The sequence below is a fragment of the Pedobacter aquatilis genome (assembly GCF_032678425.1).
In the GTDB taxonomy this organism is placed as follows: domain Bacteria; phylum Bacteroidota; class Bacteroidia; order Sphingobacteriales; family Sphingobacteriaceae; genus Pedobacter; species Pedobacter aquatilis_B.
Genome location: NZ_JAVTSG010000001.1, coordinates 669949 through 695740 on the forward strand (window position 1 = coordinate 669949; position 25792 = coordinate 695740).

Consider the following 25792-nt stretch of genomic DNA (forward strand, 5'->3'; position numbering starts at 1 on the left):
CTTAATCATCAATTAAACGCATTTTAATAGATGTAGCCTTGTAAATCATAAACCGTAAATCTAAAATCTAAAATAAAATGGGCAAACTGTTTCTTGTACCTACACCAATAGGCAACCTTGAGGATATGACTTTTAGAGCAATTCGGATATTGAAAGAATGCGATTTGATTCTTGCTGAAGATACCCGAACCAGTGCACCTATGCTTAAACATTTTGGCATTGATAAGAAAGTATTTTCCCATCATCAGCATAATGAACATAAGGCAACTTCTGAGATTATTAAGTTTTTACAGGAAGGACAAAAAATTGCTTTAATTTCTGATGCGGGAACGCCAGCTATATCCGACCCAGGTTTTTTCTTAGTTCGCGAAGCAATAAAAAATGATATTGCGGTTGAATGTTTGCCGGGTGCTACAGCTTTTGTTCCAGCCTTAGTAAACTCTGGCTTACCAGCTGATGCTTTTTGTTTTGAAGGATTTTTGCCGGTTAAAAAAGGCCGACAAACTAAATTTAAAAAACTTGCCGAAGAAGAACGTACCATAATACTTTACGAAAGTCCACACCGTTTATTAAAAACCTTGGATGAATTTGCACAGTATTTAGGCGAAGACAGACAAGCATCGGTAAGTAGAGAATTAACAAAGATGTTTGAGGAAACTGTTAGGGGAACTTTGGTTGAAATAAAATCACATTTTGAAAACAATACTTTAAAAGGAGAATTTGTAATTTGCATTGCAGGGAAAACTGCAACCAAGAGCAAAAATAAATATGAAGATGCTGAATAACAGCACAATTAACTTTAATAAAAATGATTAGCATAGATAGATTTTTAAGTGACGAACAAGATCCGAAAGCTGTTGAAAAGGTTATAGGTAAACTAAATGATCTTTTAACCACAGGCGAAGAAATTTTATATTTAGCGGTGCAGAAAAAACCTGCCGTAAACTTATTGCCTGATAGCATCGCAATTTCTAACAAAAGAATATTTTATTGTGAGCCGGGTAATTTAGGGCTTACCATGAACTTTAAAGACATCTCTTGGAAAAGCATTAAAGAGGTTTCATTCAAGGAAGAGTTTTTCGGCTCTAAATTTATTTGTGTTCCGCAACATGGCGAAAATATTGTAACAGAATTTATTCCAAAGGTACAAGCCAGGAAATTACATCAGGCGGCTAACGAACAATTAGAAGCTTACAAAGAGTTAGTTAGACAGCAGTTGCTTGAAGAAAATAGAGCTTCGGCTGCTGCTGTAAACTACAGTGCACCACAAACTTTTGCTGAAATTCCGGCTGCTGAACCAAAAGCTCCAGAACCAATTCAAATTGCAGAAATTGTAGACGAACCCGAAGACGAAACAACTTTGAAATTGCGTAAGTTAAAAACACTTTATGATAAGCATTTGATTACGCAAGAGGAATATGAAGCCAAAAAAGCTAATATTTTAGATAGTTTGTAAAACTAAATTGCATGCGGCGGTCGTCACCCTGAATTTATTTCAGGGTCTGGCTTAGCGTATTTAAACCCTATGGAAAGAGGCGGCTGTGTTTACATATTGACAAATAAAGCCTGCACAGTTTTATATATTGGAGTTACTTCAGAATTATTATTTAGAATTAAAGAACATAAAGAAAAGCATTATCCAAGTTCTTTTACAGCTAAATATAATTGCGATAGACTAGTTTATTTTGAACAATTTAGCACCATAGAAGAAGCTATTGCTAAAGAGAAGCAACTTAAAAACTGGAAAAGGGATTGGAAAATTAATTTAATAAATGGGTTCAATCCTGACTGGGACGATTTGTACAACAGTTTGAAATAAAATAAATTAAAATTTGTTCATAGATGCTGAAATGAATTCAGCATGACGAGCGTAAAAATTAGATGAAACCCAGACAAACCTACCTCCTAGCCTTACTAAGCGCATTTTTACTTTGGCTGGCTTGGCCACCTATGCCTTTTACAACGCCATTGCTGTTAATTGCCTTAGTTCCATTATTTATTGCACTTGATGATATTTCAACAAAAGAAATTAAAAATCGTGGCAGAGTTATCTTTCTAACCGCAGGATTAACTTTCTTACTTTGGAATTCTGCATCAATATATTGGGTTTATAATGCTATAAGTGCATATAACGGAAAACTTATAGCCATTCCAATTTCATTAATCCCATACGGTTTAGGGGCTTTATTGATGACATTTGCTTTCTGGTTATTTTACCGATTAAGCAATTACACAAGCAAGAAAATTGCTTACTTTGGATTAATCTCATTTTACATTGCTTTAGAATATTTACAGCAGACCTGGGATTTAGCTTTCCCCTGGATGACTTTAGGAAATGGTTTGGCTGGCATGCACCAACTTGCGCAATGGTATGACAGCACAGGAATTTACGGCGGTTCACTTTGGATTTTGCTTAGCAATATTTTAGCTTTTGAAGCCTTTAAAAAACTTAAAACTCAAAGCGGATATTTGAAATATAGGGCATCAGTTATTTGGGTCTTGGTGGTTATCATTCCTATCGGGATATCCTTAACAAAATATTATAACTCTGAGCAAAAAGGAACGCCAAGCAATGTAGTTGTGGTACAACCAAATATAGATCCCTACAAAAAGTTTGAAAGCATTTCGGCCACAGAACAACTTCAAATTCTAACACATTTATCAGATTCTGTTGCACAAAGCAATACCGAATACTTCATCTGGCCGGAAACAGCTTTGCCAACATACGATGATGAAGATAGAATCCGCAATTCTCAGACTTATTTTAACCTGCAAAGCTTTTTAAGCAAGTATAAAAACGGAACGCTTATTACCGGAATAGAATCTATTAAATGGTATTCTGATAAAAAGACGCTTTCTGCAAAACCAAGAGACGGAGTATTTTATGATAATTTTAACTCTGCAATGCAGGTTGAAAACTCATCAAATGTTCAGTTTTACCATAAATCGAAACTCGTTCCAGGTGTAGAAAAAATGCCATTCCCTAAAGTATTCTCATTTTTAGATGGCGTTTTTGAACAACTTGGCGGCGCAGTAAGCGGTTGGGGATGGCAGGAAGAACCTAGTGTACTTTACGCACAAAGTGGCATTGGTGCAGCGCCAGTAGTTTGCTACGAAAGCCTTTGGGGAGATTGGGTAGGCAAACAAGTAAAAGACGGTGCGCAATTCATAGCCATTATCACAAACGATGGTTGGTGGGGAAATACATCGGGAAAATCTCAACATGAAATGTATGCCAGACTAAGAGCGATAGAAACCCGTAGAGATGTGGCACGCTCGGCAAACACCGGGATTTCTTGCTTTATTAATCAGCGGGGTGATATTACTCAAAGCACAAAATGGTGGACCAGAACAGCAATTAAGGCAGAAATAAACCTGAATGATGAAATTACATTTTATGTAAAAAGTGGTGATGTTATTGCAAAATTACTTTGTATCGCCGCTATTATTTTGTCTTGTATTATTCCATATAGAAAATGGGTAAAGAAGTAAAAAGCACACTTTTATCGCAGTACGATAGTGTTTTATTTTCGAGAAATACAATAATTGAATATGTTAGAACAATAAGTGCTGATGATTTTATAAAGGAAAACAGCAGCTTTGGTCGTGGTTCTGTTAGAAATCTTTTAGTACACATTTGCGATACTTATGCAGCTTGGATTGCCATGAGAGCGCTAAATTTATCAATCGATTTTAAACCATTTACCCACTATAAAAACATTCAGGATTGCATTACCTATTTTAATCAGATTGATGAATACATTAATACTTTTATTCAAAAATTTGAGTTTGATTATCAACAGGAAATCGAAATCCATAGAAATGGCGAAACATTAAGAATAAGCCCATTAAGATTATTTACACATACCATTACACACGAATTTCATCATAAAGGACAAATCATGTCTTTAAGCAGGCACTTAGGTTATACTCCGATTGATGCGGATATTATTCGTTAAGCTATAATTATGAAACCACAACACAAGGTTAAGTTAGTTCTATTAACCGTTTTACTGTTACTTAATATTGGTTGCGACCAGGTTTCGAAACGGATTGCCAGAAACAACATTAGCGATTACGAGCACATCAGCATCATTAAAGACACTTTTACCCTGACTAAAGTAGAGAACAGTGGTGCTTTTTTAAGTCTGGGCGACCAGATGCCTTATATTTTCAGGCTGATTATTTTAACAGGCTTACCGCTTGTTTTCCTAGGCTACGGAATATTTTATCTATACAGCAAAAATAATCTCCCGTTGAGTTTTCAAATTGCCTTATGCTTTTTAATTGGTGGCGGTATCGGAAATTTATACGATAGAATTGTGTACGGCTCAGTAACCGATTTTATGCACCTCGATTTTAAAATATTCGAAACCGGCGTTTTCAATTTCGCAGATATTTCTATTATGATAGGTGTTGGTATTTTATTGATTCAATCTCTAATGGTGAGGTTTAGGAATGGTATGCAAAATCAATCAGAGGAACATCAGTTATAAATTCACAAACCAATTTCTTAATCTTTAATTGCATTTTATAAGCAAACATATAATTATCTTTATGTGTTATCTAAAATCAACTCAAAATTAAATAAGATGAAAAGAAATGCTACTGCCGTTTGGCAAGGTTCTATTAAAGAAGGTGCTGGTAATATTACTACGCAAAGCACAACTTTAAGCAATACTCAATATTCGTTTAATTCACGTTTTGCTGAAGGTGTTGGTACAAACCCTGAAGAATTAATTGCTGCAGCACATGCAGGTTGCTTTACGATGAAGCTTTCTGCAAATTTAGGCGAAGCAGGCTTTACTGCTGACAAATTAGAAACCAAATGTGAAATTAATTTAGACCCATCTAAAGGAGAAATCGTTGAATCTAAATTAACTTTAACGGCTTCCATTCCAGACATCACTAAAGAAAAATTTGATGAATTAGTAGCTGATGCAGAGCAAAACTGCCCAATTTCGAAATTATTAAACACAACAATTACTGTTGATGCAACTTTAGCATAACCTTAATTTATATAAAAAGCGTTCCGATTAATTTTGGAATGCTTTTTTATTTTATATCAAATCGAATGCCCGGGCATACTTTGATATCTCAAACATAGATTTTGTATTCAATTTATCCCGGATATTTCTGCGGTGTGTATCAACGGTTGTTGGCGAAATATGCAGTTCATTTGCAATTTCGATAGAACTTTTGCCTAAAGCCATTTCCCGTAAAATTGTTTTTTCGCGTTTGCTTAATTTAGAAAAACTCGCATAATTAGTTCTGAGAAAATTATTTTCATCCAATAACCTATCGGCTTTTGCGGCCATGTGGTGCATGGCATCAATTGGGATAGAAATTGTTAAAGCCAAAAGCGGCAAACCAGCTACATCCCTCATAAATATTTTTGTACTCGATAAATGCCACCGCCAGCCATCAGTTTCAGGGAATTTTAATTGCTGGTAATAACTTAAAGAATCTCCTTCTCGGTTTAACTCCATAAAGGAAATAATCTTCGGCACATAATCTTGCGCATCTTCATGGTTAAAATATCGAAGATAATATTCGGAATTACTCAAATTGCAAACCTCTTCTAAACTCAATTTTAACTTTTCTAAACCCCGATTATTCATGTAAGCAACCTCCCATTTTTGCGTATCGTGAATAATAACGGCTCCAGGCACATGCTCAAAGGTTGGAGAATGCAAGTCTATAAGGCTCCTCATTTCGGCAGTAAGAATTGGTTTTGAGTACGATGCCATAAGAAAACGAATTAGAGAAAATATTAGCCAAAATACTTAAAATTAAGTAGATAGCCCAATTCGCGTGCAAATTTATTTAGCTAACTCAAATATTTCCCAACAATTGGCATTCTCCTACCCATACCAAATGCTTTAGGAGAAACCCTTAAAATTGGTGGTGTTTGATAACGCTTAAATTCGGCAATATTAACCATTCTTAAAATTCTGGCGACTAATGCTTCATCATAACCCTTTGCAATAATCGCTTTCGAACCTTGTTTTAATTCAATATGCTGATATAAAATTGCATCCAATACATCGTATTCAGGTAGCGAATCCGAATCTTTCTGGTCTGGTCGTAATTCGGCAGATGGCGGTTTAACAATGGTATTGATTGGAATAATTTCCTTTTCTGTGTTGATGTATCTCGCTAGCTGAAAAACTTGCGTCTTGTAAACATCGCCAATTACGCCAATTGCACCACACATATCGCCATACAACGTACCATAACCTACCGCACACTCGCTTTTATTTGAGGTATTAAGTAAAATATAACCGAATTTGTTGCTCATCGCCATATTGATTATACCACGAATACGAGCCTGAATATTTTCTTCTGTTAAATTAAAAGGTAAACCTTTAAACGCTGGAGCAAGCATATTATCAAAAGCCTCGGCCGCTTCTTTTATTGGAATGATTTCGTGCATACAACCAATGTTATTAACCAAATCCAAGGCATCTTGAACAGAATGGTCAGAAGAAAACTTAGAAGGCATTAAAACGGCCATTACATTTTCTGCACCTAATGCCCTGCAAGCTAATGCGCAAACAACAGCCGAATCGATGCCACCCGATAATCCTAAAACTGCTTTGCTAAATCCAGATTTTTGAAAGTAATCCTTAATACCCAAAACCAAAGCATCGTGAATTTGCTCAATATCGGTTAAACGGGCTGCTGCCGGATATTTGTTCTTTACATTTTCGATTTCGTTTAAATCAAATACTTGTAAATCCTCTTCAAAGTATTTCATTTCTGCTTTTGTAGCACCTTCAGCATCAAATACTAAAGACCCACCATCGAAAATAATTTCAGTTTGTGCACCAACCTGGTTGACATAAAAAACCGGCAAATTATACTTCTTGGCATTATCAGAAAGCACTTTTATGCGCTCATCATCATGCGTGTAAGAAAACGGCGAAGCTGCAATATTAATCATCACGTCCGGCTGTTCCTTTATCAATTCATCCATCGGATTTGAAACATATAACGGATTATCGTCAATGTTCCATAAATCTTCGCAAATGGTTAAAGCAATCTTTTTATCTTTAAAATCGATACATTGAAACTGAGTAGCAGGCTCGAAATAACGATATTCATCAAAAACATCGTAAGTTGGCAATAATGCTTTTTTAGTAACGGCTTTTACTTCTCCATCTTCAATAAAATAGGCCGCATTAAATAAATCTTTTCCTTGCAATACCTCATTTCTTACCGGTAAACCGATAATACAGGCTATATCTGTACAATGCTCAGCAATTTTCAAAGCAGATTTTTCGCAAAGCGATATGAACTCATCAAATTCTAAAAAATCGCGTGGCGGATAACCACAAATTGCAAGCTCTGCGAAAACCACCAAATCGGCGCCTTTGCTTTTTGCAAGCTCAATATTGTTGATGATTTTTTGAGTGTTGGCTTCGAAATTACCAATGTGATAATTCAGTTGAGCTAAAGCTATTTTCATGTAATGGTTAAAAGTATTTTAGAAGAATATACCAAAATTAAGGGCAAGATAATGGTTTCGGCTTTCACGGCTACCATCCTTTACAATATTTGTAAAACCGTTATTAAAGGTTAAGCCAGCGAGCACACTAGTATTGCCAGAGATATCAAACTCTCCGCCGCCACCAATAATTAAACCTGCACGATAAAATTTAGAGAAATCGGAGATGTTTTGATTATCGCCAACAGTTGTATTATTTCTTACTGCATCTTGTTTGGCACTAATGTTAAAACCATTTGATAATCCGAATTGTCCGTACCATCTTTTACCATCTTCTTTTATGGTTTTAAGTTTAACCGTTAGCGGAATTTCGATGTACTGCATTTTATATTTCAAATCATAAGCAACGGGAACATTAGTACTGCTACTTGATGCGTGATAAGGCCACACATTTACCTCGGTACTTTTTCCATTAATAGTGGTAATGGTTAAGGCAGTCGAAAAACTATAATTTGGTGCAAAATTAAAATCGCCCATAATTCCGTAAGAAAAACCTAAACCCACGCCTTCAGTTTTGCCTTGCTCTGGTTTTATCCAACCAATTGTTGGTGTTGCAGTTAAACCTAACTTAAAACCAAAATTTTGAACATTAAAATTTTGGGCAAAAACGCTTAAACTTAAAAATGATAAAATTAAAATCGTTGTTATTCTTTTCATATCTTATGTTTTTATATTTGTCTACAATGAAGTATAACGTAAAACACCAGCAAATTTATCTAATTTTTCTGTTTGCCTTAGTATTTATTTCCTGTAAACAAGGTAAACGACCAGATGTTAGCAATATAAAAATTGATATTAAGATCGAACGCTTTGACCAGGAACTTTACAAAGGAAAAACAAGTAATGTAATCGAAACAGATAAAAAATTAGGTGCAAAATATGGTGTTTTCTACGATGATTTTCTGCATAAAATTTTAGATAGCAGATATTCAAACATAGAATCGTTATCCAATTTATATGCAGACAGGGCGTACACCGATTTAACGCATGAAGTAGATAGCGTTTATCCAAATTTAAAAGCACAGGAAGAAGCATTAACCGAAACATTTAAATACATTAAATATTATTATCCGAAGTCAAAAATCCCTAAAATTATATCGTTTGTATCTGGTTTTTCTTATCAAATGCCTGTCGGCGATAATTATTTAGGGATTGGATTGGATATGTTTTTGGGTAAAGACAGTAAGTTTTACACTGCAATTGTCAAAAGCGTGCCGCTGTACCTATCCAGGAGATTTACGCCCGAATATATTGTACCGCGTGTTGCAGAAACTTATGCCCACGAAGAACTTTTTCAAGAACCCGATGGAGATAGAACTTTGTTATCAAAAATGATTTTTCAAGGGAAAATTTTGTACTTTTTGGATCAGGTTTTACCAGAAAACATAGCGGATTCTGTTAAAATCGGTTATACGAAAGACCAATTAGATTGGGCCCAAAATTTCGAAACCGATATATGGGCATACTTCCTTGAAAATAATTTTTTATACGAAACGGATTACCACAAAATACAGGTTTTCTTATCTGAAGGTCCGTTTACACCAGGCTTGGGCGAAAACAGAGACTCTGCCCCGAAATTAGGTGTTTTTATCGGATGGCAAATCGTTAAAAAATATATCGAAAACCATCCTGATGTTACTTTGCAGCAACTTATGGCTGAAAATGATGCGCAAAAAATTCTGAATCAATCGAAATATAAGCCAAAACGAAAGTAGTTGTTAATAAAATTGATGTAACAATTGCGCCATCAAACAGTTTAACAATAAAACGATAAACGAGCACTGAACTAATGACGAATCAGCCCAATAACGAAGCAATAAAAAAACCAAAGAGAGTTGGAATCGTACTATCAGGTGGTGGCATAAGAGGAATTGCACACTTAGGCATATTAAAGGCCTTCAGTAATTTAGGCATAACATTTAGCCAGATTAGCGGCACAAGTGCTGGTGCAATTGCAGGCTCTTTTTTCGCTGCTGGCATCGACCCGGAAGAAGGTTTAAATATTTTCCTTAAAACGAAATTATGGCGTTTCGTTCGCCCCGCGGTAGGTTCTTTAGGACTAATCAACATAGAGAATACTTCACTAATATTAAAAGAATATTTCCCTGAGGATTCTATCGAAAAACTTAAAATACCTTTAACAATTGCCGCGGTAAATTTTAGTGAAGGTAGATTGGTTTACTTCACAAAAGGTCCGCTAATTAGAGCTATTCATGCTTCAAGTTGCATTCCAGGTATTTTTAAACCGATTATGATTGATGGGCAAATGTACGTTGATGGCGGAATTTTAAATAATTTCCCTGTTGAACCATTAATGAATGAATGTGATTTTATTATTGGCTCTTCTTGCAATCATTTAAAAGCGGTTGATAAAATTACCGGAATTACAAATTTACTTGGTCGTGCCGGATTAATGTCGATAAACCATGATATGGAACGCAAAGCGAAATTTTGCGATGTAGTTATCGAACCGAAAGGTTTAGGCGCCATTAGCACCTTCGATATGAAACGCGCTGAAGATATTTACTGGTTAGCACACGAAGAAGCCTTAAATGTTATCAAAAATACGCCAGCAATCAGGGAATTGATAACAAAGTAAAATTTAATTGGGCTTCGTCATTTCGAGCGAAACCGAGAAATCTTTGTAATTAAATAAAGTATTTCCTAATCACTTTGAAAAGTGTATTAAAAATCTCGAATTGCTTGTTTATTTAAACAGTTTCTCTCAACTTAACCAATCGCTCGCCTTGCAAAACAGGAATCGCTGTACAAACATTTAATTGCAAACAGAAAACCACGTCTTCTTCAATATTTAGTTGTGCTAAGCGATGACTGTGCGAAGATTTATGAAGGTATTTTCGTAAATCATCCTTAGCCAGTAGATATAAATCCTCTGAAGCTACGCTAGAATCATCAAAATGCTCAAAGTTTTTGCGCAATTTATTTACAACTGCGCCTGCAAATAAAGTATCTTCTAAATTAAACTGATCTTTCCAACCAGCGCATAAAAGTAATACGTTTTTATCCTGACTAGCCAAATATCCGCAAAGCGAATCAAGATTTAAGAACGAACCAATAACAACTTGATATGCTCTTTTATTTGCTAAGTGAAGTGCCTTGGTTCCATTTGTTGTAGTAAGCACAATTGTTTTACCTTCAACTTTTTCTTTGGTGTAAGAAAATGGAGAATTACCAAAATCGTAACCTGTAACCACCTCGCCATTACGCTCAGCTGCTAGCAAATAGCCTTTATCAGCATAATTTAAACAATCTTCAACATTTGCAACCGGAATTATGGCTTCTGCGCCATTTTCAATTCCGTAGGTTATAGAAGATGTTGCCCTTAAAATATCAATAACTACAACAATACTCTGTTCAATATCGTATAAATCAATCAGGGCAGGCGTTAAACAAACTTCAATTTTTTTCGACATATTCCGAGTATCAATTATCGAGTATCAAGTATCGAGACAACCATCTTGATACTTGATACTCGATACTTACATCTATTTATAAAAAGGAAACTTAACTACTTTGGCTTTAATTGGTGTATTTCGGATGTTTATAAAAATTTCAGAACCTTCTTTAGCGAAATCTTTAGCCACATACCCCATCCCGATTGCTTTTTGCAAAGATGGCGCTTGTGTACCCGATGTAACCTTACCAATTAAATTACCCTCTGCATCTGCAATTTCATAATCGTGACGAGGAATTCCTCTGTCAATCATTTCAAAACCAACCAATTTCTTTTCAACACCTGCTTCCTTTTGAGCCTGTAAAACTTCAGAATTTGTAAATGTTTTCGAGAACTTGGTAATCCAACCTAAACCAGCCTCAAGTGGCGAAGTTGTATCATCAATATCATTTCCGTATAAACAGAAACCCATTTCCAAACGCAAAGTATCACGAGCACCTAAGCCAATCGGTTTAATATTTTGTGCTGCTCCGGCTTCAAAAATTGCATCCCAGATTTTATCAGCGTGCTCGTTATCAAAATAAATTTCAAATCCACCAGCGCCAGTATATCCTGTTGCAGAAATTACAACATTATCAACACCAGCAAAAGTACCTTTAACAAAAGTATAATACTCCATCGAAGCTAAATCAACTTCGGTTAAACTTTGCAAAGCATCAGCAGCTTTAGGACCTTGAATCGCCAATAAAGAGGTTTTATCAGAAATATTATGAATTTCAACAGCTTTATCATTAAACTGCTGAATCCAATTCCAATCTTTTTCTATATTCGAAGCATTAACAACCAGCATATACGTTTTTTCATCGATGCGGTAAACCAAAAGATCATCAACAATACCGCCATCAGTATTCGGAAGGCAAGAATATTGCACTTTTCCATCATAAAGTTTTGATGCATCGTTACTAGTAACACGTTGAATTAAATCTAAAGCATTTTCGCCTTTCAAAATAAATTCGCCCATGTGGCTTACATCGAAAACACCAACGCTGTTACGCACAGTGGCGTGTTCTGCATTAATGCCCTCGTAAGTTACAGGCATGTTATAACCCGCAAAAGGAACCATTTTAGCGCCTAGGGCGATATGTTTTTCAGTTAAAGCTGTATTTTTCATGCTTAATAAATAGTTGGCGGCAAAACTACTAAGAAAATGGCAATGTTTTCGGTTAAATTTTGTAGCATTTTCTTTAAGATTTTGAAAACGATTGTCAGTTTTTCATAGATGCTGCAGCCCCGCCATTCATTACAATCTTTAAACAACTCTGGTCATTTCTATGAGCAATTTTCTTTTGCATTGCATTGTGAGTAGAAATATTCAATATTTCTGCAATTAAAGTATTTCCATTTCTGTCGGGTTTATTTTACTGAGGTTTATTAAAAATATCGTCATTGCGAGGCACGAAGCAATCCTAAAAATATCGTCCGTAGATTGCTTCGCGCCTCGCAATGACGAACAAACAACAATAATTCCAATTAACTTAAAAGCATCAGAGGCGAGGATTGATTTTCGAATCCAACATAAAACAATTAACCCCATCGCTTTTGAAACCTTAAATAGAAAGGTTTACCTAACTAAAATAGCCCCGATAAAGCGAAAAGCCCGCATCCCGATTTTTTCTATCGGGAGCGGACTTGCAGCGATAGCGGGACTTTCGGGACCGAAAGGTATAGAAACTTGTGCTTCAAAAAAGAATTATATTTTTATTAACTTCACTACTAAACCACAAATACTATGAAAACAAAGAAATACAACGAAATGAGCACGGAGGAATTGGTGAAGACGGAGAAATCGATGAAGGGGATTACAGCGATGTTGGGTGGAATGTTATTGGTTTTAATTATTATAAATATTTTTATGGCCTTTAAAAAAGGCTTTAGCGACATTTCTGTTGTTCCAATTGCGCTGATTCCAATTTTCATTATAAATTTTGGCAGTTTAAAAGCGATTAAGGAAGAACTTAAGTCAAGAAACAGTTTGTAAAATTTAAAAGATATGTCAACAGCAATTATTTCTTCAACACCCGAAACTGAAATTGTGAGTTCGAGGACGGTAAATTACCCGATAGAGTTAGTTTTCGAAGCATTTTCTAATCCTAAACATTTGCAAAATTGGTGGGGACCAATTGGCTTTACCAATACCTTTAACGAATTTGAGTTTAGAGAAGGCGGCAAATGGAGTTTTATAATGCATGGACCAGATAAAGGAAATTATCCGAACGAATGTGAATTTATTAAAATTGACAAACCGAATTTAATTGCATGGAAACGCTATTCGAAGCCGCTTTTTCAAGTTCTTTTCACCTTCGAAGCAATTGAACACAGCACAAAAATCGTTTTTAAAATGTTGTTTGATACTGCAAAAGAAAGTGATAAATTAAGACCTTTTGTTATAGATAAGAATGAGGAAAATTTTGATAAGCTGGAAAAGGTATTAGAAAATATAGCTGACTGATTTTTAGACAATTTTAATTCGAAACCAGTTCATCGTAGACTTTATGCATATTGCCTGCGACTAAATGGACACCATGTTCGTTCTCAACCGTTTTCCTTGCATTCTCGCCAATTTCTAGCCACCTTTTAGGGTTAATTATGCACTGAAGAATTGAACGATAAAATTCATCGGCAGAATTTGCAATTAAAATATCGTGTCCGTGCCTGCAATTTATGCCTTCGGCGGCTGTTGGTGTTGCAATTATGCACTTTTTCATCGCCATGCCTTCGATAATTTTCACCCGCATACCAGTCCCCGAAATTAGCGGCACTATCATAATCGCTTTCGAATTCATAAATTCTACCGCATCAAAAACTTCACCCTCCACGATTAGATTATCAGAATCGTATTCAAAAAAATGCTTTTGCATATTTTTACCGGCGATGTAAAAACGAAGGTCTTTATTTAACTTTTCAATATCGGGCCAAATATCATCCAAAAACCACTCTAAACCTTCTTGGTTTGGTCGCCAATCCATTGCACCTAAATGAAAAAGCGTTGGAAAACTGGTTTTGCTACTGTCGATTTTATAATTTTCCAAATCTATAGCAACCGGAAAAACCGACATTGGTATTTCGCAACCGAACATTAAAATGCTTTGCCTGTCAGGTTCGCTAATGGCGAAAATATGATGAAAACGATTAATCTGTTCAGTTTCATAAGCCTTTAAGCGTTGTGCTAAAAAGGCAAGGTATTTTCTGCGGATAAGAAAACTTTCTGAATGAGAACGTCGCTCCCACATCGTAAATTCAATATTATGCGCCCTGTAAATCAGCTTTGCGTTACTGTTTGCTTTAACAATATCTAGATAAGGTACAACAAATAAACCCTCAAATTGGATGACATCAAAAACATTTTCACGAAGTATATTTTCTAAAGTTCGAGCAGCTTCTTCATCGTAATACCGGGAAACGTTATAAGATTCGTTGGTGAAAATATTGAAAAAAGCCGACCAAACATTCACCTGCGTATCTAAATCGCAACTGTGGTATTTAATCTTCTCAAAAATCGGATCGGTAATTTCTTCAATGTCAATTCGAGAATTTGCTGGATTTAAACTAAACAAAGTAATATCTGCACCAAGTTGAAGCAAGCCCTTCATGGTGTTGTAAACCACAATAGGATAACCACTATTTGGTGGAAATGGAACCCGTTTAGTTATTAGTAAAATCTTCACAATGTTGTGAAAATACGAAAATTACATGTTTTTTGAAAACAATTCGAGCTGTGGAGCACTTACATTAAATGTTTTACGATGAAATGGCGAAAGTCCGATTTCGAGAACGGCTTTTCGATGCGCAATGGTAGGATAACCTTTATTTTGCTGCCAGTTATAATGCGGAAAGTCATGATGCAAATTTGCCATATATTCGTCGCGATGGGTTTTGGCAAGGATTGAAGCTGCTGCAATATTCAGGTATTTTCCATCACCTTTTACAACACAGCAGTGTGGAATATCAATATACTTTTTAAATCGATTACCATCAATTACAAGATGTTGAGGAATTACAGCTAATTTTTCGATTGCTCTGTGCATCGCCAAAAAAGAAGCATTTAAGATGTTTATCCGGTCAATTTCATCATGATCTACAAATGCAACCGCCCATGCTAAAGCTTCACGCTCTATGATTGGCCTCAAGTCTTCTCTTTGTTGGTGTGTTAGTTTTTTTGAATCATTTAATCCTTCCAGGTAAAAATCTTTAGGCAAAATTACCGCTGCCGCAGATACCGGACCGGCCAGGCAACCTCTTCCAGCTTCATCGCAGCCAGCTTCTATCAATTCTAAATTGTAACAGTTTATTAACACCCTGCAAAGTTAAAAGAATAGTAACTAAATTTTGTGTAATGATTATTGATTAAGTAAATTAGTTTCAAACGAAATAATGAGAAAATACAATGAAGTTTTAGTTTTAAGAGTTGCTGAAAAATTAATGCATTTACCTGATGTTGAAGAAAAAGAAATGTTTAGTGGATTAGTTTTTATGGTTAATGGGAAAATGTGCATTGGAGTTATGAAACATGAACTGATGCTTAGAATAAATCCGAATGATTTGGAAAGTTTTAGCAATAAAGATGGTTGGGATACGATGACAATGGGCGGTAAAACCATGAATGGCTATATTTTGGTCTCGGAAGATGTTTTAAACCGAAATGATGAATTGGATTTTTGGGTGAAGCAAGCACTCGATTTTAACCCACTTGCTAAAGCATCAAAGAAAAAAATTAAACGCTAGTATTCTGCCCTTTAACATCGAAAGCATCGCGCAGGCCAATTGCCAAAACATTAAAGGCATAAACCGTAAACATAATTGCCAAACCTGGTAAAACGGCGAGGTAGGCAGCATTCATAATGATGTAACCGTAATGTTCTTTAATCATACTGCCCCAGCTTGGCATTGGTGGCTGTGCCCCAAAACCCAAAAAACTTAGCCCTGTTTCTAACAAAATTGCCGATGCAAAATTCGCCGATGCGACAACCAAAATCGGTCCGGCGATGTTTGGCAAAATGTGTTTTACAATTGTTCTGCTGGTGCTAAAACCCAAGGCTCTGGCTGCTTCAACAAACTCAACTTCTTTAAGTGCCATTACTTGTCCACGAACTAACCTCGCTACATCAACCCAAGTTGACAAACCAACTGCGATAAAAATTTGCCAAAAACCCTTACCAAGAGCAAATGAAATGGCTATAACTAAAAGTAATGAAGGTAGCGACCAAACCACATTCATAAACCAACTAATTGCGGCGTCGGTTTTACCGCCAAAGTAACCCGCAATTGCGCCTAATGTAACGCCAATAAAAAGCGAAATTAATACTGCAATTAACCCAACGGAAAGCGAAACCCGAATGCCCAATATTAACCTGCTTAATAAATCTCTACCATATATATCGGTGCCTAAAAGAAAAGTTTGGTTGTAAATATTGTGGCGTTTAAATAGCATTTCTGCATTACCAAGTTTACTCGGCAGTGTGCAGGAATTGCATAAATCTTTTAAATTATAACTCGATTCTTCTGCACGCTCATCATCTCCAATATACTCACGAACTAAAACTTTATCTCTTGAAATTCGGTAAGATGTAATGGGTAAACTTTTAAAATTTGATTCCTGACCATATAACATACGTTCGAAAAAGCCAAGTTCCTTAACTTTCGGATTTTTACTGATGATAATAAATTGAAAAGAGCTGCCTGGTTTTTTGTTCGTTAATTGCAAATGCATGGTATTAGCATTTGGCGAGCTATCTGGTGTAATTAAATATCCTAAAATACCTACAAGCATCAAAAAAAGAATAAAGATTAAGCCACCAAATGCAAGCTTATTTCTACGAAACTTTAACCAAACTTTTTTCGATGGGCTATTATCCATTACTTAACCATTCTACCTTTCCAATTGTATTTTCCACTGTTGCCAGCAATACCGATAAAAATAATGTATAAAATGTGAAGAACATTTAAAATCGGAATTAAAAACAGCAGATTGCGTCTTTTTGCAAAACCTGTTATATCCCATAAAAATAAACTTTCCAGCATCATTTTAAATATTAGTTGGCACAAAGAGATGGTTAAAAATCCCGGCAGGAATAAACCAGTAATAAAATTAGCCAAAATACTAAGGTTAAAAACCCAAACAAAAATACCCAAAACAATTATACCTTTATTTTTATACCGCGTACTTTTTGATGCCCAACGTTTTCTTTGTTGAATAAAAGATTTCAAATTTTCTTTTGCATGTGTGTACACAATTGCTTCTCTGTTTTTTAAAAAACCAATATTATCGGGGTACTTTGCCGCTATTTTATGCAACAGCAATTCATCATCTCCCGAAGCTAAATCATCGATTCCTGAAAATCCACCGACTTCGTAAAATGTTGCCTTTTCGTAAGCAAGGTTAGCACCATTACAGGTAGAAGGTTTTTTATTCCCAATAGTTGATGCACCTAAACAAATGAGATACAAAAATTCTAAAGATTGTAATTTTTCAAAGAAACTTTTCTCTTGATAATAGGCCACAGGCGAAGAAATCATTTTATAATCCTGCTCTTCGTATAAGGCTACAATTGTAGATAACCACTGATTTCCCATGCTACAATCGGCATCAGTAGTGATAATTAAATCTCCTGTACAAGTTCCTATGGCTGTTTGAATTGCTTTTTTCTTGTAAGAATTAAGGGCTTTATCTTCGTTGAGTTTAATTAATTTAACATTTTTATCAGCATAGCTCAATACAATTTCTGCCGTTTTATCGGTAGAATGATCATCTATAAAAATAATCTCCGTTAAATCTTTGGGATAGTCTTGAGCAATTAAATCCTCGATGGTTTTGGCAATAATATATTCTTCATCGCGGGCAGCCACAATAATAGAAACCTTTGTACTCAGTATTTTTTGAGCAGGATTAAAATATATTAGTTTATGCCATCCTCTTATAAAAAAGATTACCAAGAAACCATAAACAAGCGTTAAAGAAGCAGAAAATAGACTAGTTAGATTTAGGATTTCCAAAAAAATTGAGTTTAAAAACGAAATATGTGCCTAATATAGCAGGAATTATGATATTAATTAGCCAAATACTAGCTGTACATGCTATTACTGTTACATCTTGTTTGGTTATGAAACTGAAAAAATATGATGCCGTAACACTTCTAATGCCGACATCAAATAAATCTAATGATGGAAGTGTAGATTGTACAAAAAATAAGATGCAAATCATCATAACGATATCCAGATATTGCAATCCTGGAATGAGCCAGGTAAAAAGAATAAAATATTGAGAACTGAATACGAAATATCGGGCAAGGCAAAACATTAATATTTTAAATAATTCACCCTTTCTGTATCGGCCTAAAATGCTGTAAAACTTTTTATATTTTCTGGTGATTCTAAAGGATAAAAGTATGCCGTTTAGCCACCTGATATTGAAATAAAATACAAGAAAGAATAGGCAAAAAACGATTACAACAACCTGAATAGCGAAAAACAATCGGTAATCTAAATTCATAAACCGAAAGATGAAAGCACTTAAGGCAATTGCTCCAAAAATATTGGTTAAAACCAACTGACCAATATTACCAACCGCCATAGCAACCACACCAACTATTCTACGTTTTGGTGTTAAAAAGAATACTCTTCCACCATACTCGCCTAACCTGTTTGGTGTAAAAATGGCAAGCGTTAAACCACAAAAAACAGATTCAATTGCTCTGTAGAAACTAATTTGCTCTATCCGTTGCATTAAATATTTCCACTTTGCAGATTCCAGAAACCAGTTTACAAACATCAATAGAAAAACAAATCCGATTACAGCAAAAATTTGAACCTGGGGAATATCGCTTAAGAGTTTGTTAAAATCCTGAAGATTTTCATTTGCAACCAACTTATGGTAAATGAACCAAAATGCTAAGATTACGATAGTTGCTTTAACTGATATTGAAAATATTTTTTTATTTCTGGCGGTCAAGTTGCTCTTTTTAGTTTGCAAATATGCTTAATATTGCTGTAATGTTGAGCGAAAAAAAGGAACGAGTGATTTTGGGTATAGACCCAGGTACAGCGGTAATGGGTTATGGAGTGATTTTGGAAAAGGGAAATAAAACCGAATTGCTTAGCATGGGGGTTGTAAAAATGACTCATTTAGACGATCCTTTTCTTAAACTGCAACGCATTTTTGAAAAAACTGTAGTACTCATCGACCAATATAATCCCGATGTTTTGGCTATTGAAGCCCCATTTTATGGCAAAAACATTCAGGTACTTTTAAAGCTAGGCAGAGCGCAAGGAACTGCAATTGCGGCAGCGCTGTCTAGAAATATCTCGGTAACAGAATATTCTCCAAGAAAAATAAAGCAGTCCATTACTGGAAACGGTAACGCCACTAAAGAACAAGTTGCCGCTATGTTGCAACGTTTACTAAACTTTAAAGAAACACCAGAATTTTTAGATGCAACAGATGGTTTAGCTGTTGCAGTTTGCCATTCTTTTCAAAAAATATCTGCTACTGGTAAATCAAAAACTTATTCAGGTTGGGAATCTTTTGTAAGCGATAATAAAAGTAAGGTTAAGGGTTTGGCTGCAAAAAAGAAGTAATATATATTTTTAGCATTGGCTAAAAACAATCGTCATTGCCTGCCTGCGGCAGGCAATGACGAAGTATTAAACCCTTCTTGCTTTATAGTATTTAAACGCAAGTACTCCTAAAACTCCAACTAAAATTAACATCCATAAATTTGCGAGTGCTAGAATAAGTTCCATGAAAATGCTCCAGCCGTTTAAAATATTTAACCATAAACGGGTTGCAAAAGCAGGGCGGTAATCTGATAATGTATCGTTCGCAATAACCATTGTTTTAACAGTATTATCCTGATAAAAATTAAGTGTAATGGTACTATATTTTACACGTGCATCAATACTGATGTTATCAATTTTCCTATCGACATAATCATCTTTTATAGCCAAGCTAGTTTCTACATTATCAGTTTTTTTTGATGGAATTTTACCTATTTGATTAGAAGCATCAACACGGTTTTGCGCTTTCATTTTATTTGCCAGATAAACAATACTCTGGTCATCCATTTTCATAGATGAGCTGTTTACAAATACAGCAATTTTAGCAATGGCATTGGTAAACTCGTCTAGTTTTTCTGATGGTACTTTTGCAATAAGATATCCTTCAGTTCGATAAGAAGTAATTTCTTTTAGTGAATCGGCAGATAACCTAACTTTATCTGTTTCTTGAATAGCACTTTCTATAGAAAATTCGGCAATTGCTCCGCCTTGAGTTTTGATGGTTTGACTTAACTGTTCCTTTGTTTTCTGAACATCTTTTACGCGAAACCGCATATCGGCAGTTTTTATAATCTTAGAAGCGGCGGTATCAATAGCTTCTCTATTTAGTTCATTTATGCTGATTGCATCAACACTTTCTGATTTTCTATTTTCACTGTTGCAGCCGAACAAGCCTAAAATTAAGGCTATAGCAATAATATTCCTTTTCATGATTCGATGGTTTTAAATTGTTGATCATTTTAAAATATTATCTAATGGCCACTAGATTTTTTTCTGACGTTTTGGTTAGTATAATCGTCTTTTTCCCTTTATACAAAAAAGCGATTTAGGTAACCCACTTGTTTTATAAACAAAATTATTAAAGGAAAAATTTTCGATATTTATTTGAAAAGCAAATGCAGAAGTGTATCGGCTAAATTAGTCCCGCCATACATTACAATCTTTTAAAACATATCAGTTCGTGCTCAGGCAAAAATTACTATTTTCATCGGTTGCAGAGGATAGGATATTCAAGGTTTCTGCTGTTTTAAAAGTATTTCCATTGCTGTCGGGTTTAAAATTGTAAGGTTTACCTATGTAACCTAAACCTGACAGAAGCGAGCACGCAGCCGAATTTTTATGAGGCAAGTAAAGCGAATGGCAGGACTATCGGTACAGAAGAGAACCGAACCCTGCTTTTCTAAAAAAATAAGAATAAAACAAAAAAGCCAATTATGTATCGAACATAATTGGCTCTTGTATTTAGAGAGAAAATATTTTATGCGTCTAAAATTTTGAATACACCTTTAATGCTGATAATTGCACCGATGAAAAGGATAATCCATGATACTAAAGATAAAACCCATGAATCGAATGCAAAACGAGCATAAGTACCAACCATGCAAACCAACACACCAAAAATCATCAATTTATAAATTCCTGGCTGGTTAGCCGTTTTCATACTTTCTGTATTGTGCTTTAATTCTGTGTTTTCCATAATATTTATTTTTATGATGCAACAAAAGTAATATTTATTGCTGAATAATTATAAATGTTTAGTAACTTTTTAATCGTTCTAAACGTTGTTTTGATTTATCCTTATCGTTAAGGTTATCGCCTTTATATAAAGGTTTTTCCCAATCGCCGTACATTGGGTTGGGGAGCACAATATATTTTACGCCAAATAAGGTTTGATTTGCATTAACCTGCTCCATAGTATTTTTGTTTTCACGATAAAAAATGTTAGAAAAATCGCTCAGATTATCGCCACAAAGCATTAAAATATTGTGCGTTTCGGCAATTTTTTGTCGTCTGGGCTCTTTATTGGAAGTTCCTTTTGATACCAGAAGATGCGCATCATCTGCATAAGGAAATCCGAATTGCTGCAAATTTTTAAGCGTTGCATTGTAATCCTTTTCATCTCTATTGCTCAGGTAAAAAGTTTCAATATTTTTTGAAGCCGCAAATTTTAAAAAAGCCAAAGCACCTGGAACGGTGTCAGCTTGAGCCAAATTCGTCCATTGTGTCCAATCTTCAGGATTATAACTTAAACCTTTTTTGATCTCATGCCCTTGAAATGGTGAATTATCTAAAACCGTTTCATCGATATCTACAATAACACAGTTTGGTTTTTTGCTAGTATCTGCCCATAAAGCTTCTTTTAAAGATAAACGAGCAAAATTATAAGCCTGAAAGCATAGTGCTTTATATTCGCCCGATGTTTGCTGCCATAAAACCGCATTGGTGTAATCCCTTGCCGGCGATTGTGCCTTGGCTAAAAACGGTATTATGGTTATGATGATGAAGATGTATTTTTTCATATTCTAAAATTAAAATGCAAAGGTATTAAACATCTGTTGGTTTGTTCCATTTGAGCAGCTAAAGTTGTAATCGTAACATGTATGTTGAATAAGTATTTTTCTGACGATTACTATTTCTTTAGTTAATGCTTTTTAATAGTTTTGGTACACACACAAATAAAATAAACACTATGAAATTTAAAAATTTACTAGGGCTTTCCATTGCATTATTGTGCCTTGCTGCCTGCAAAAAAGAAAGTCCGGAAATTAGTACCACCGACTTCAACATTGATAAAAAGTCACTGTATTTAACACAATCAATTGAGCTTGAAGCAAAAGATGCAACTGCTGGGAATAATTACATTTGGAACTATGGCGATGGAACGATTGAGACTACAGGAAGTAAAGCTAAACATCAGTATAAAACCTCTGGTATTTTTGAAGTGACTTTAACCGTTTATAACAAAGCAACCAAGATTAAAATCAGAGTATTTCCTGGTGACATCAGCTATCAAATTAAAAACAATAGTAGTTTTGATTTGGATTTGAACTCTTACGTAAATCTTCCAGTTAATACAGTTAAGTCAATATTAAAACCAAACGGAATTTCTGACACAATCTATGTAAACTTGCAAGCTACAGGGAATTTATTGCATGTTACAAATATTAGCGGTACGGCCAAAGGAAAAGCTTTCCGTTTTGACGACATGTTTTGGCAAAAAGATTCTATGCATAATATTCTTTCTGTAGATAATAAAACTAAAGTACAGCTTGGGGCACGAGGAGAATTAGGTATTAGTTCCATACTTGAGAATTTATAACAAAAAATCCCATTTCAATTAAGAAATGGGATTTTTTTATGGACTTTAAGCACTCAAGACTTTCGACTTAAGACTCAATACTATTTTATCCATTCAATGCTGCTGCACCACTTACAATCTCCGTTAATTCGGTTGTAATTGCCGCCTGACGAGCCTGGTTGTAAGAAAGTTTCAAGGCTTTTAATAACTCACCAGCGTTTTCAGTTGCTTTATCCATTGATGTCATACGTGCGCCATGCTCAGATGCGTGAGAATCTAAAACAGCTTTATATAACTGGATTTTAATTGATTTTGGAATTAACTGCTCTACAATTTCTTCTTTAGAAGGTTCTAAAATATAATCAACATTGGTTGATTTAACTTCAGTTTTTGTAGGCTCTTCTGCTTTTTGTAGTGGCAATAATTGTTCAGTAGTAATGTATTGTATTGCTGCATTTCTGAAACGATTATACACCACTTCTACTCTATCAAATTCACCCTTTTCAAAACCAGCCATAATCGCATCGGTAATTTTTGTTACGTTTTCGAAAGTTAGGGCTGAAAATATTTCGTTATTGTTACCAATAACATTGTACTTGCGTTTCTCGTAAAAATCCTGCGTTTTTTTACCGATAGAAATAATGCTAACGTTACCATTCTGTAACTGCTTGCTATATTTCTCAGCAATTAAATTATTGGCCGCTTTAATTACGTTCATGTTAAAAGCTCCGGCCAAACCACGGTTTGATGAAACAGTAACAATTAAAACCTTATTAGGTTCACGCTCTTGAATAAAAGGCGATGAAGAACCTTCTAAACTTGCCGAAAGATTTTCTAAAATCTCTTTCAGTTTAGTTGCATAAGGACGCAAAGCGATAATTGCATTAGTAGCACGTTTCAACTTAGCCGCCGAAACCATTTTCATAGCTTTCGTAATCTGCTGCGTTGATTGTACCGATGCAATTCGGTTTCTTACTTCTTTTAAATTAGCCATTCTTTATTTAGTATCGAGTATTAAGTATCAAGTATCAAGATTGGATTTTCTCCCTGTATTAATATTTGAAACTCGCTAACCTGTATCTAATTAATCTATTTAATTTCATCAGTAACAAGTAGCAAGATTAGGCACTGAGCTTTTGTCTTGATACTTGATACTAACTACTTTATACTTCTTAGTATTTACTTGAAATTTCTTTTGCTACTGTATCTAAAACTCCTGTAATGGTATCATCGAATTTACCAGCTTTTAATGCTGATAAAGTTTCTGGATGACGCATTTCCAATTGTGTTAAATATTCAGTTTCAAATTCTTTTACTTTATCAACTGGTACACTACGCATTAAGTTTTTAGTACCAACATATACAATTGCAACTTGCTTCTCAACGCTTAATGGCGAAAATTGTGCTTGCTTTAACATTTGTACGTTACGTGCACCTTTATCTAAAACTGATTTCGTAGCAGCATCTAAATCTGAACCGAATTTAGAGAAAGCCTCTAACTCACGATATTGCGCTTGGTCTAACTTTAAAGTACCGGCAACTTTCTTCATCGATTTAATTTGAGCATTACCACCCACACGCGATACCGAAATACCTACGTTAATAGCCGGACGAATACCTGAGTTAAATAAATTCGACTCTAAGAAAATCTGACCATCAGTAATCGAAATTACGTTCGTTGGAATATATGCAGAAACGTCACCCGCTTGTGTTTCGATAATTGGAAGTGCTGTTAATGAACCACCACCTTTTACAAGATGTTTGATAGATTCAGGCAAATCATTCATTGCTTGTGCAATATCATCATTTGCGTTAATTTTTGCAGCTCTTTCTAATAAACGACTGTGTAAGTAGAAAACGTCACCTGGATAAGCCTCACGACCTGGAGGGCGTTTTAATAATAATGATACCTCACGGTAAGCAACAGCTTGTTTAGATAAATCATCATAAACAATTAAAGCTGGTCTACCAGTATCACGGAAAAATTCGCCAATTGCAGCACCAGCAAACGGAGCATAGAACTGCATTGGAGCAGGATCAGCAGCCGAAGCAGCAACAACAACTGTATATGGTAAAGCACCGTTCTCTTCTAATGTACGTACAATGTTAGCAACGGTAGAGTTTTTTTGACCAATTGCTACATAAATACAGAACACAGGTTGACCTGCTTCATAAAATTCTTTTTGGTTGATAATGGTATCGATACAAACAGCAGTTTTACCAATCTGACGGTCGCCAATAACCAACTCACGTTGACCACGACCAATTGGAATCATCGCATCGATTGCTTTAATACCAGTTTGTAAAGGCTCATTTACTGGCTGACGAAAAACCACACCCGGAGCTTTACGCTCTAGAGGCATTTCGTAAGTATCACCTAAAATTGGTCCTTTACCATCTAAAGGCTCGCCCAAAGTGTTTACAACACGACCAAGCATACCTTCACCAACTTTAATAGAGGCAATTTTTTTAGTACGTTTAATTGTATCACCTTCTTTAATCTCGTCAGAAGCACCCAAAAGTACCACACCAACGTTATCTTCTTCAAGGTTTAATACAATGCCTTGCAGGCCATTTGCAAATTCAACCAACTCACCCGATTGAACTTTAGTTAAACCGTAAACACGGGCAATACCGTCGCCCACTTGCAACACGGTACCAACTTCTTCCAGTTCGGTTTCTGATTTAAAGCCCGCCAATTGTTGTCTGATAATTGCCGATACTTCGTCTGGTCTTACCTCTACCATAATTTTAATTATATCTTTTTGTAAATGTAAATCTTGTAGTTCTTTTGTTATTCTAGTCCCGCTATCTGCTTTATTTTTGTCCTTCGACTACGCTCAGGATGACAAAAATGCCGCTGCCTATCGGGTTTATATATTTTTATTGCTGTAGTTCTTTTGTTATTTCAGTGTCCCTCAAAATCCAAATCTCAAATCACAATCTTGATAACTGATAC

Annotated in this window: 29 protein-coding genes; 14 read left to right on the forward strand and 15 right to left on the reverse strand. The window is 35.3% G+C overall.

Annotated features, from left to right (window positions below):
* Window positions 1-77: 77 nt before the first annotated feature.
* From rsmI to R2Q16_RS02725, 7 genes are all read left to right on the forward strand, one after another.
* Entirely contained in the window at window positions 78-785 is a 708-nt protein-coding gene (rsmI, locus tag R2Q16_RS02695) for a 16S rRNA (cytidine(1402)-2'-O)-methyltransferase (protein ID WP_316735009.1), read from the forward strand.
* A 23-nt stretch (window positions 786-808) separates the two neighbouring features.
* Complete coding sequence (locus R2Q16_RS02700; protein WP_316735011.1) at window positions 809-1456, forward strand: PH domain-containing protein; 648 nt, start codon at window positions 809-811, stop codon at window positions 1454-1456.
* 69 nt (window positions 1457-1525) lie between these two features.
* Window positions 1526-1819, forward strand: a complete 294-nt coding sequence (locus R2Q16_RS02705) for a GIY-YIG nuclease family protein (protein WP_316735013.1) — start codon at window positions 1526-1528, stop codon at window positions 1817-1819.
* 62 nt (window positions 1820-1881) lie between these two features.
* Entirely contained in the window at window positions 1882-3492 is a 1611-nt protein-coding gene (lnt, locus tag R2Q16_RS02710; protein ID WP_316735014.1) for an apolipoprotein N-acyltransferase, read from the forward strand.
* The gene (locus R2Q16_RS02715) at window positions 3477-3959 is read left to right on the forward strand and encodes a DinB family protein (RefSeq protein WP_316735015.1); all 483 of its coding nucleotides are present in this window, start codon (window positions 3477-3479) and stop codon (window positions 3957-3959) included. Before lnt ends, R2Q16_RS02715 begins: the two co-directional genes overlap by 16 nt.
* 9 nt (window positions 3960-3968) lie before the next feature.
* Entirely contained in the window at window positions 3969-4496 is a 528-nt protein-coding gene (gene lspA, locus R2Q16_RS02720; protein ID WP_316735016.1) for a signal peptidase II, read from the forward strand.
* 96 nt (window positions 4497-4592) lie between these two features.
* The gene (locus R2Q16_RS02725; RefSeq protein WP_316735017.1) at window positions 4593-5009 is read left to right on the forward strand and encodes an OsmC family protein; all 417 of its coding nucleotides are present in this window, start codon (window positions 4593-4595) and stop codon (window positions 5007-5009) included.
* A 51-nt stretch (window positions 5010-5060) separates the two neighbouring features.
* Here R2Q16_RS02725 and R2Q16_RS02730 read toward each other — a convergent pair whose 3' ends face one another.
* From R2Q16_RS02730 to R2Q16_RS02740, 3 genes are all read right to left on the reverse strand, one after another.
* Window positions 5061-5750: a LuxR family transcriptional regulator gene (locus R2Q16_RS02730; RefSeq protein ID WP_316735018.1), complete on the reverse strand. Its 690-nt coding sequence runs from the start codon at window positions 5748-5750 to the stop codon at window positions 5061-5063.
* A gap of 80 nt (window positions 5751-5830) precedes the next feature.
* Window positions 5831-7471 (reverse strand): NAD+ synthase, encoded by a 1641-nt coding sequence (locus tag R2Q16_RS02735; protein WP_316735019.1) that lies wholly within the window; start codon window positions 7469-7471, stop codon window positions 5831-5833.
* An 18-nt stretch (window positions 7472-7489) separates the two neighbouring features.
* Window positions 7490-8167 (reverse strand): porin family protein, encoded by a 678-nt coding sequence (locus tag R2Q16_RS02740; protein ID WP_316735021.1) that lies wholly within the window; start codon window positions 8165-8167, stop codon window positions 7490-7492.
* 26 nt (window positions 8168-8193) lie between these two features.
* On the opposite strand from R2Q16_RS02740, the gene gldB reads away from it, so the two are divergent.
* Together gldB and R2Q16_RS02750 are read left to right on the forward strand one after the other, a co-directional pair.
* Complete coding sequence (gene gldB / locus R2Q16_RS02745; RefSeq protein ID WP_316735023.1) at window positions 8194-9225, forward strand: gliding motility lipoprotein GldB; 1032 nt, start codon at window positions 8194-8196, stop codon at window positions 9223-9225.
* Between the two features lie 74 nt (window positions 9226-9299).
* Complete coding sequence (locus tag R2Q16_RS02750; RefSeq protein ID WP_316735024.1) at window positions 9300-10109, forward strand: patatin-like phospholipase family protein; 810 nt, start codon at window positions 9300-9302, stop codon at window positions 10107-10109.
* A 112-nt stretch (window positions 10110-10221) separates the two neighbouring features.
* On the opposite strand, the gene R2Q16_RS02755 is transcribed toward R2Q16_RS02750, so the two are convergent.
* Together R2Q16_RS02755 and gcvT are read right to left on the reverse strand one after the other, a co-directional pair.
* Window positions 10222-10944 carry a 2-phosphosulfolactate phosphatase gene (locus tag R2Q16_RS02755; protein ID WP_316735026.1) on the reverse strand — a complete coding sequence of 241 codons (723 nt, stop codon included), beginning with the start codon at window positions 10942-10944 and terminating at the stop codon, window positions 10222-10224.
* A 72-nt stretch (window positions 10945-11016) separates the two neighbouring features.
* On the reverse strand, window positions 11017-12096 hold the full coding sequence (gcvT, locus tag R2Q16_RS02760) for a glycine cleavage system aminomethyltransferase GcvT (RefSeq protein ID WP_316735029.1): 1080 nt from the start codon (window positions 12094-12096) through the stop codon (window positions 11017-11019).
* Between the two features lie 618 nt (window positions 12097-12714).
* On the opposite strand from gcvT, the gene R2Q16_RS02765 reads away from it, so the two are divergent.
* Both R2Q16_RS02765 and R2Q16_RS02770 read left to right on the forward strand, forming a co-directional pair.
* The gene (locus R2Q16_RS02765) at window positions 12715-12963 is read left to right on the forward strand and encodes a redox-active disulfide protein 2 (RefSeq protein ID WP_316735031.1); all 249 of its coding nucleotides are present in this window, start codon (window positions 12715-12717) and stop codon (window positions 12961-12963) included.
* Between the two features lie 12 nt (window positions 12964-12975).
* Window positions 12976-13434 (forward strand): SRPBCC family protein, encoded by a 459-nt coding sequence (locus R2Q16_RS02770; protein WP_316735033.1) that lies wholly within the window; start codon window positions 12976-12978, stop codon window positions 13432-13434.
* A 13-nt stretch (window positions 13435-13447) separates the two neighbouring features.
* Here the strand turns inward: R2Q16_RS02770 and R2Q16_RS02775 are convergent, their stop codons facing one another.
* Together R2Q16_RS02775 and R2Q16_RS02780 are read right to left on the reverse strand one after the other, a co-directional pair.
* Entirely contained in the window at window positions 13448-14650 is a 1203-nt protein-coding gene (locus R2Q16_RS02775) for a glycosyltransferase family 4 protein (protein ID WP_316735034.1), read from the reverse strand.
* A 21-nt stretch (window positions 14651-14671) separates the two neighbouring features.
* On the reverse strand, window positions 14672-15280 hold the full coding sequence (locus R2Q16_RS02780; protein WP_316735035.1) for a ribonuclease HII: 609 nt from the start codon (window positions 15278-15280) through the stop codon (window positions 14672-14674).
* Between the two features lie 76 nt (window positions 15281-15356).
* Between R2Q16_RS02780 and R2Q16_RS02785 the strand changes: the two genes are divergently transcribed.
* Entirely contained in the window at window positions 15357-15707 is a 351-nt protein-coding gene (locus R2Q16_RS02785) for a TfoX/Sxy family protein (RefSeq protein ID WP_316735036.1), read from the forward strand.
* On the opposite strand, the gene R2Q16_RS02790 is transcribed toward R2Q16_RS02785, so the two are convergent.
* The 3 genes from R2Q16_RS02790 to R2Q16_RS02800 are packed head-to-tail and all read right to left on the reverse strand — an operon-like array spanning window position 15697 to window position 18930.
* On the reverse strand, window positions 15697-16839 hold the full coding sequence (locus R2Q16_RS02790) for an ABC transporter permease (RefSeq protein WP_316735037.1): 1143 nt from the start codon (window positions 16837-16839) through the stop codon (window positions 15697-15699). The genes R2Q16_RS02785 and R2Q16_RS02790 overlap by 11 nt on opposite strands.
* Complete coding sequence (locus R2Q16_RS02795; RefSeq protein WP_316735040.1) at window positions 16839-17975, reverse strand: glycosyltransferase family 2 protein; 1137 nt, start codon at window positions 17973-17975, stop codon at window positions 16839-16841. Before R2Q16_RS02795 ends, R2Q16_RS02790 begins: the two co-directional genes overlap by 1 nt.
* Complete coding sequence (locus R2Q16_RS02800; protein WP_316735042.1) at window positions 17953-18930, reverse strand: hypothetical protein; 978 nt, start codon at window positions 18928-18930, stop codon at window positions 17953-17955. The genes R2Q16_RS02795 and R2Q16_RS02800 overlap by 23 nt, the downstream gene beginning before the upstream one ends.
* 41 nt (window positions 18931-18971) lie before the next feature.
* On the opposite strand from R2Q16_RS02800, the gene ruvC reads away from it, so the two are divergent.
* On the forward strand, window positions 18972-19556 hold the full coding sequence (gene ruvC / locus R2Q16_RS02805; RefSeq protein WP_316735044.1) for a crossover junction endodeoxyribonuclease RuvC: 585 nt from the start codon (window positions 18972-18974) through the stop codon (window positions 19554-19556).
* 66 nt (window positions 19557-19622) lie between these two features.
* Here ruvC and R2Q16_RS02810 read toward each other — a convergent pair whose 3' ends face one another.
* The 3 genes from R2Q16_RS02810 to R2Q16_RS02820 form a co-directional block, all read right to left on the reverse strand.
* Window positions 19623-20465, reverse strand: a complete 843-nt coding sequence (locus R2Q16_RS02810; RefSeq protein ID WP_316735046.1) for a DUF4349 domain-containing protein — start codon at window positions 20463-20465, stop codon at window positions 19623-19625.
* Between the two features lie 547 nt (window positions 20466-21012).
* Entirely contained in the window at window positions 21013-21231 is a 219-nt protein-coding gene (locus tag R2Q16_RS02815; protein WP_231459037.1) for a hypothetical protein, read from the reverse strand.
* Between the two features lie 58 nt (window positions 21232-21289).
* Window positions 21290-22054, reverse strand: a complete 765-nt coding sequence (locus R2Q16_RS02820; RefSeq protein WP_316735051.1) for a 5'-nucleotidase, lipoprotein e(P4) family — start codon at window positions 22052-22054, stop codon at window positions 21290-21292.
* A gap of 170 nt (window positions 22055-22224) precedes the next feature.
* On the opposite strand from R2Q16_RS02820, the gene R2Q16_RS02825 reads away from it, so the two are divergent.
* On the forward strand, window positions 22225-22854 hold the full coding sequence (locus tag R2Q16_RS02825) for a PKD domain-containing protein (RefSeq protein ID WP_316735053.1): 630 nt from the start codon (window positions 22225-22227) through the stop codon (window positions 22852-22854).
* A gap of 85 nt (window positions 22855-22939) precedes the next feature.
* Here the strand turns inward: R2Q16_RS02825 and atpG are convergent, their stop codons facing one another.
* Window positions 22940-23827, reverse strand: coding sequence for an ATP synthase F1 subunit gamma (atpG, locus tag R2Q16_RS02830; protein ID WP_316735055.1), 888 nt, complete (start codon window positions 23825-23827; stop codon window positions 22940-22942).
* Window positions 23828-24005: 178 nt separating this feature from the next.
* Entirely contained in the window at window positions 24006-25580 is a 1575-nt protein-coding gene (gene atpA, locus R2Q16_RS02835) for a F0F1 ATP synthase subunit alpha (RefSeq protein WP_316735057.1), read from the reverse strand.
* Between the last annotated feature and the right edge of the window lie 212 nt (window positions 25581-25792).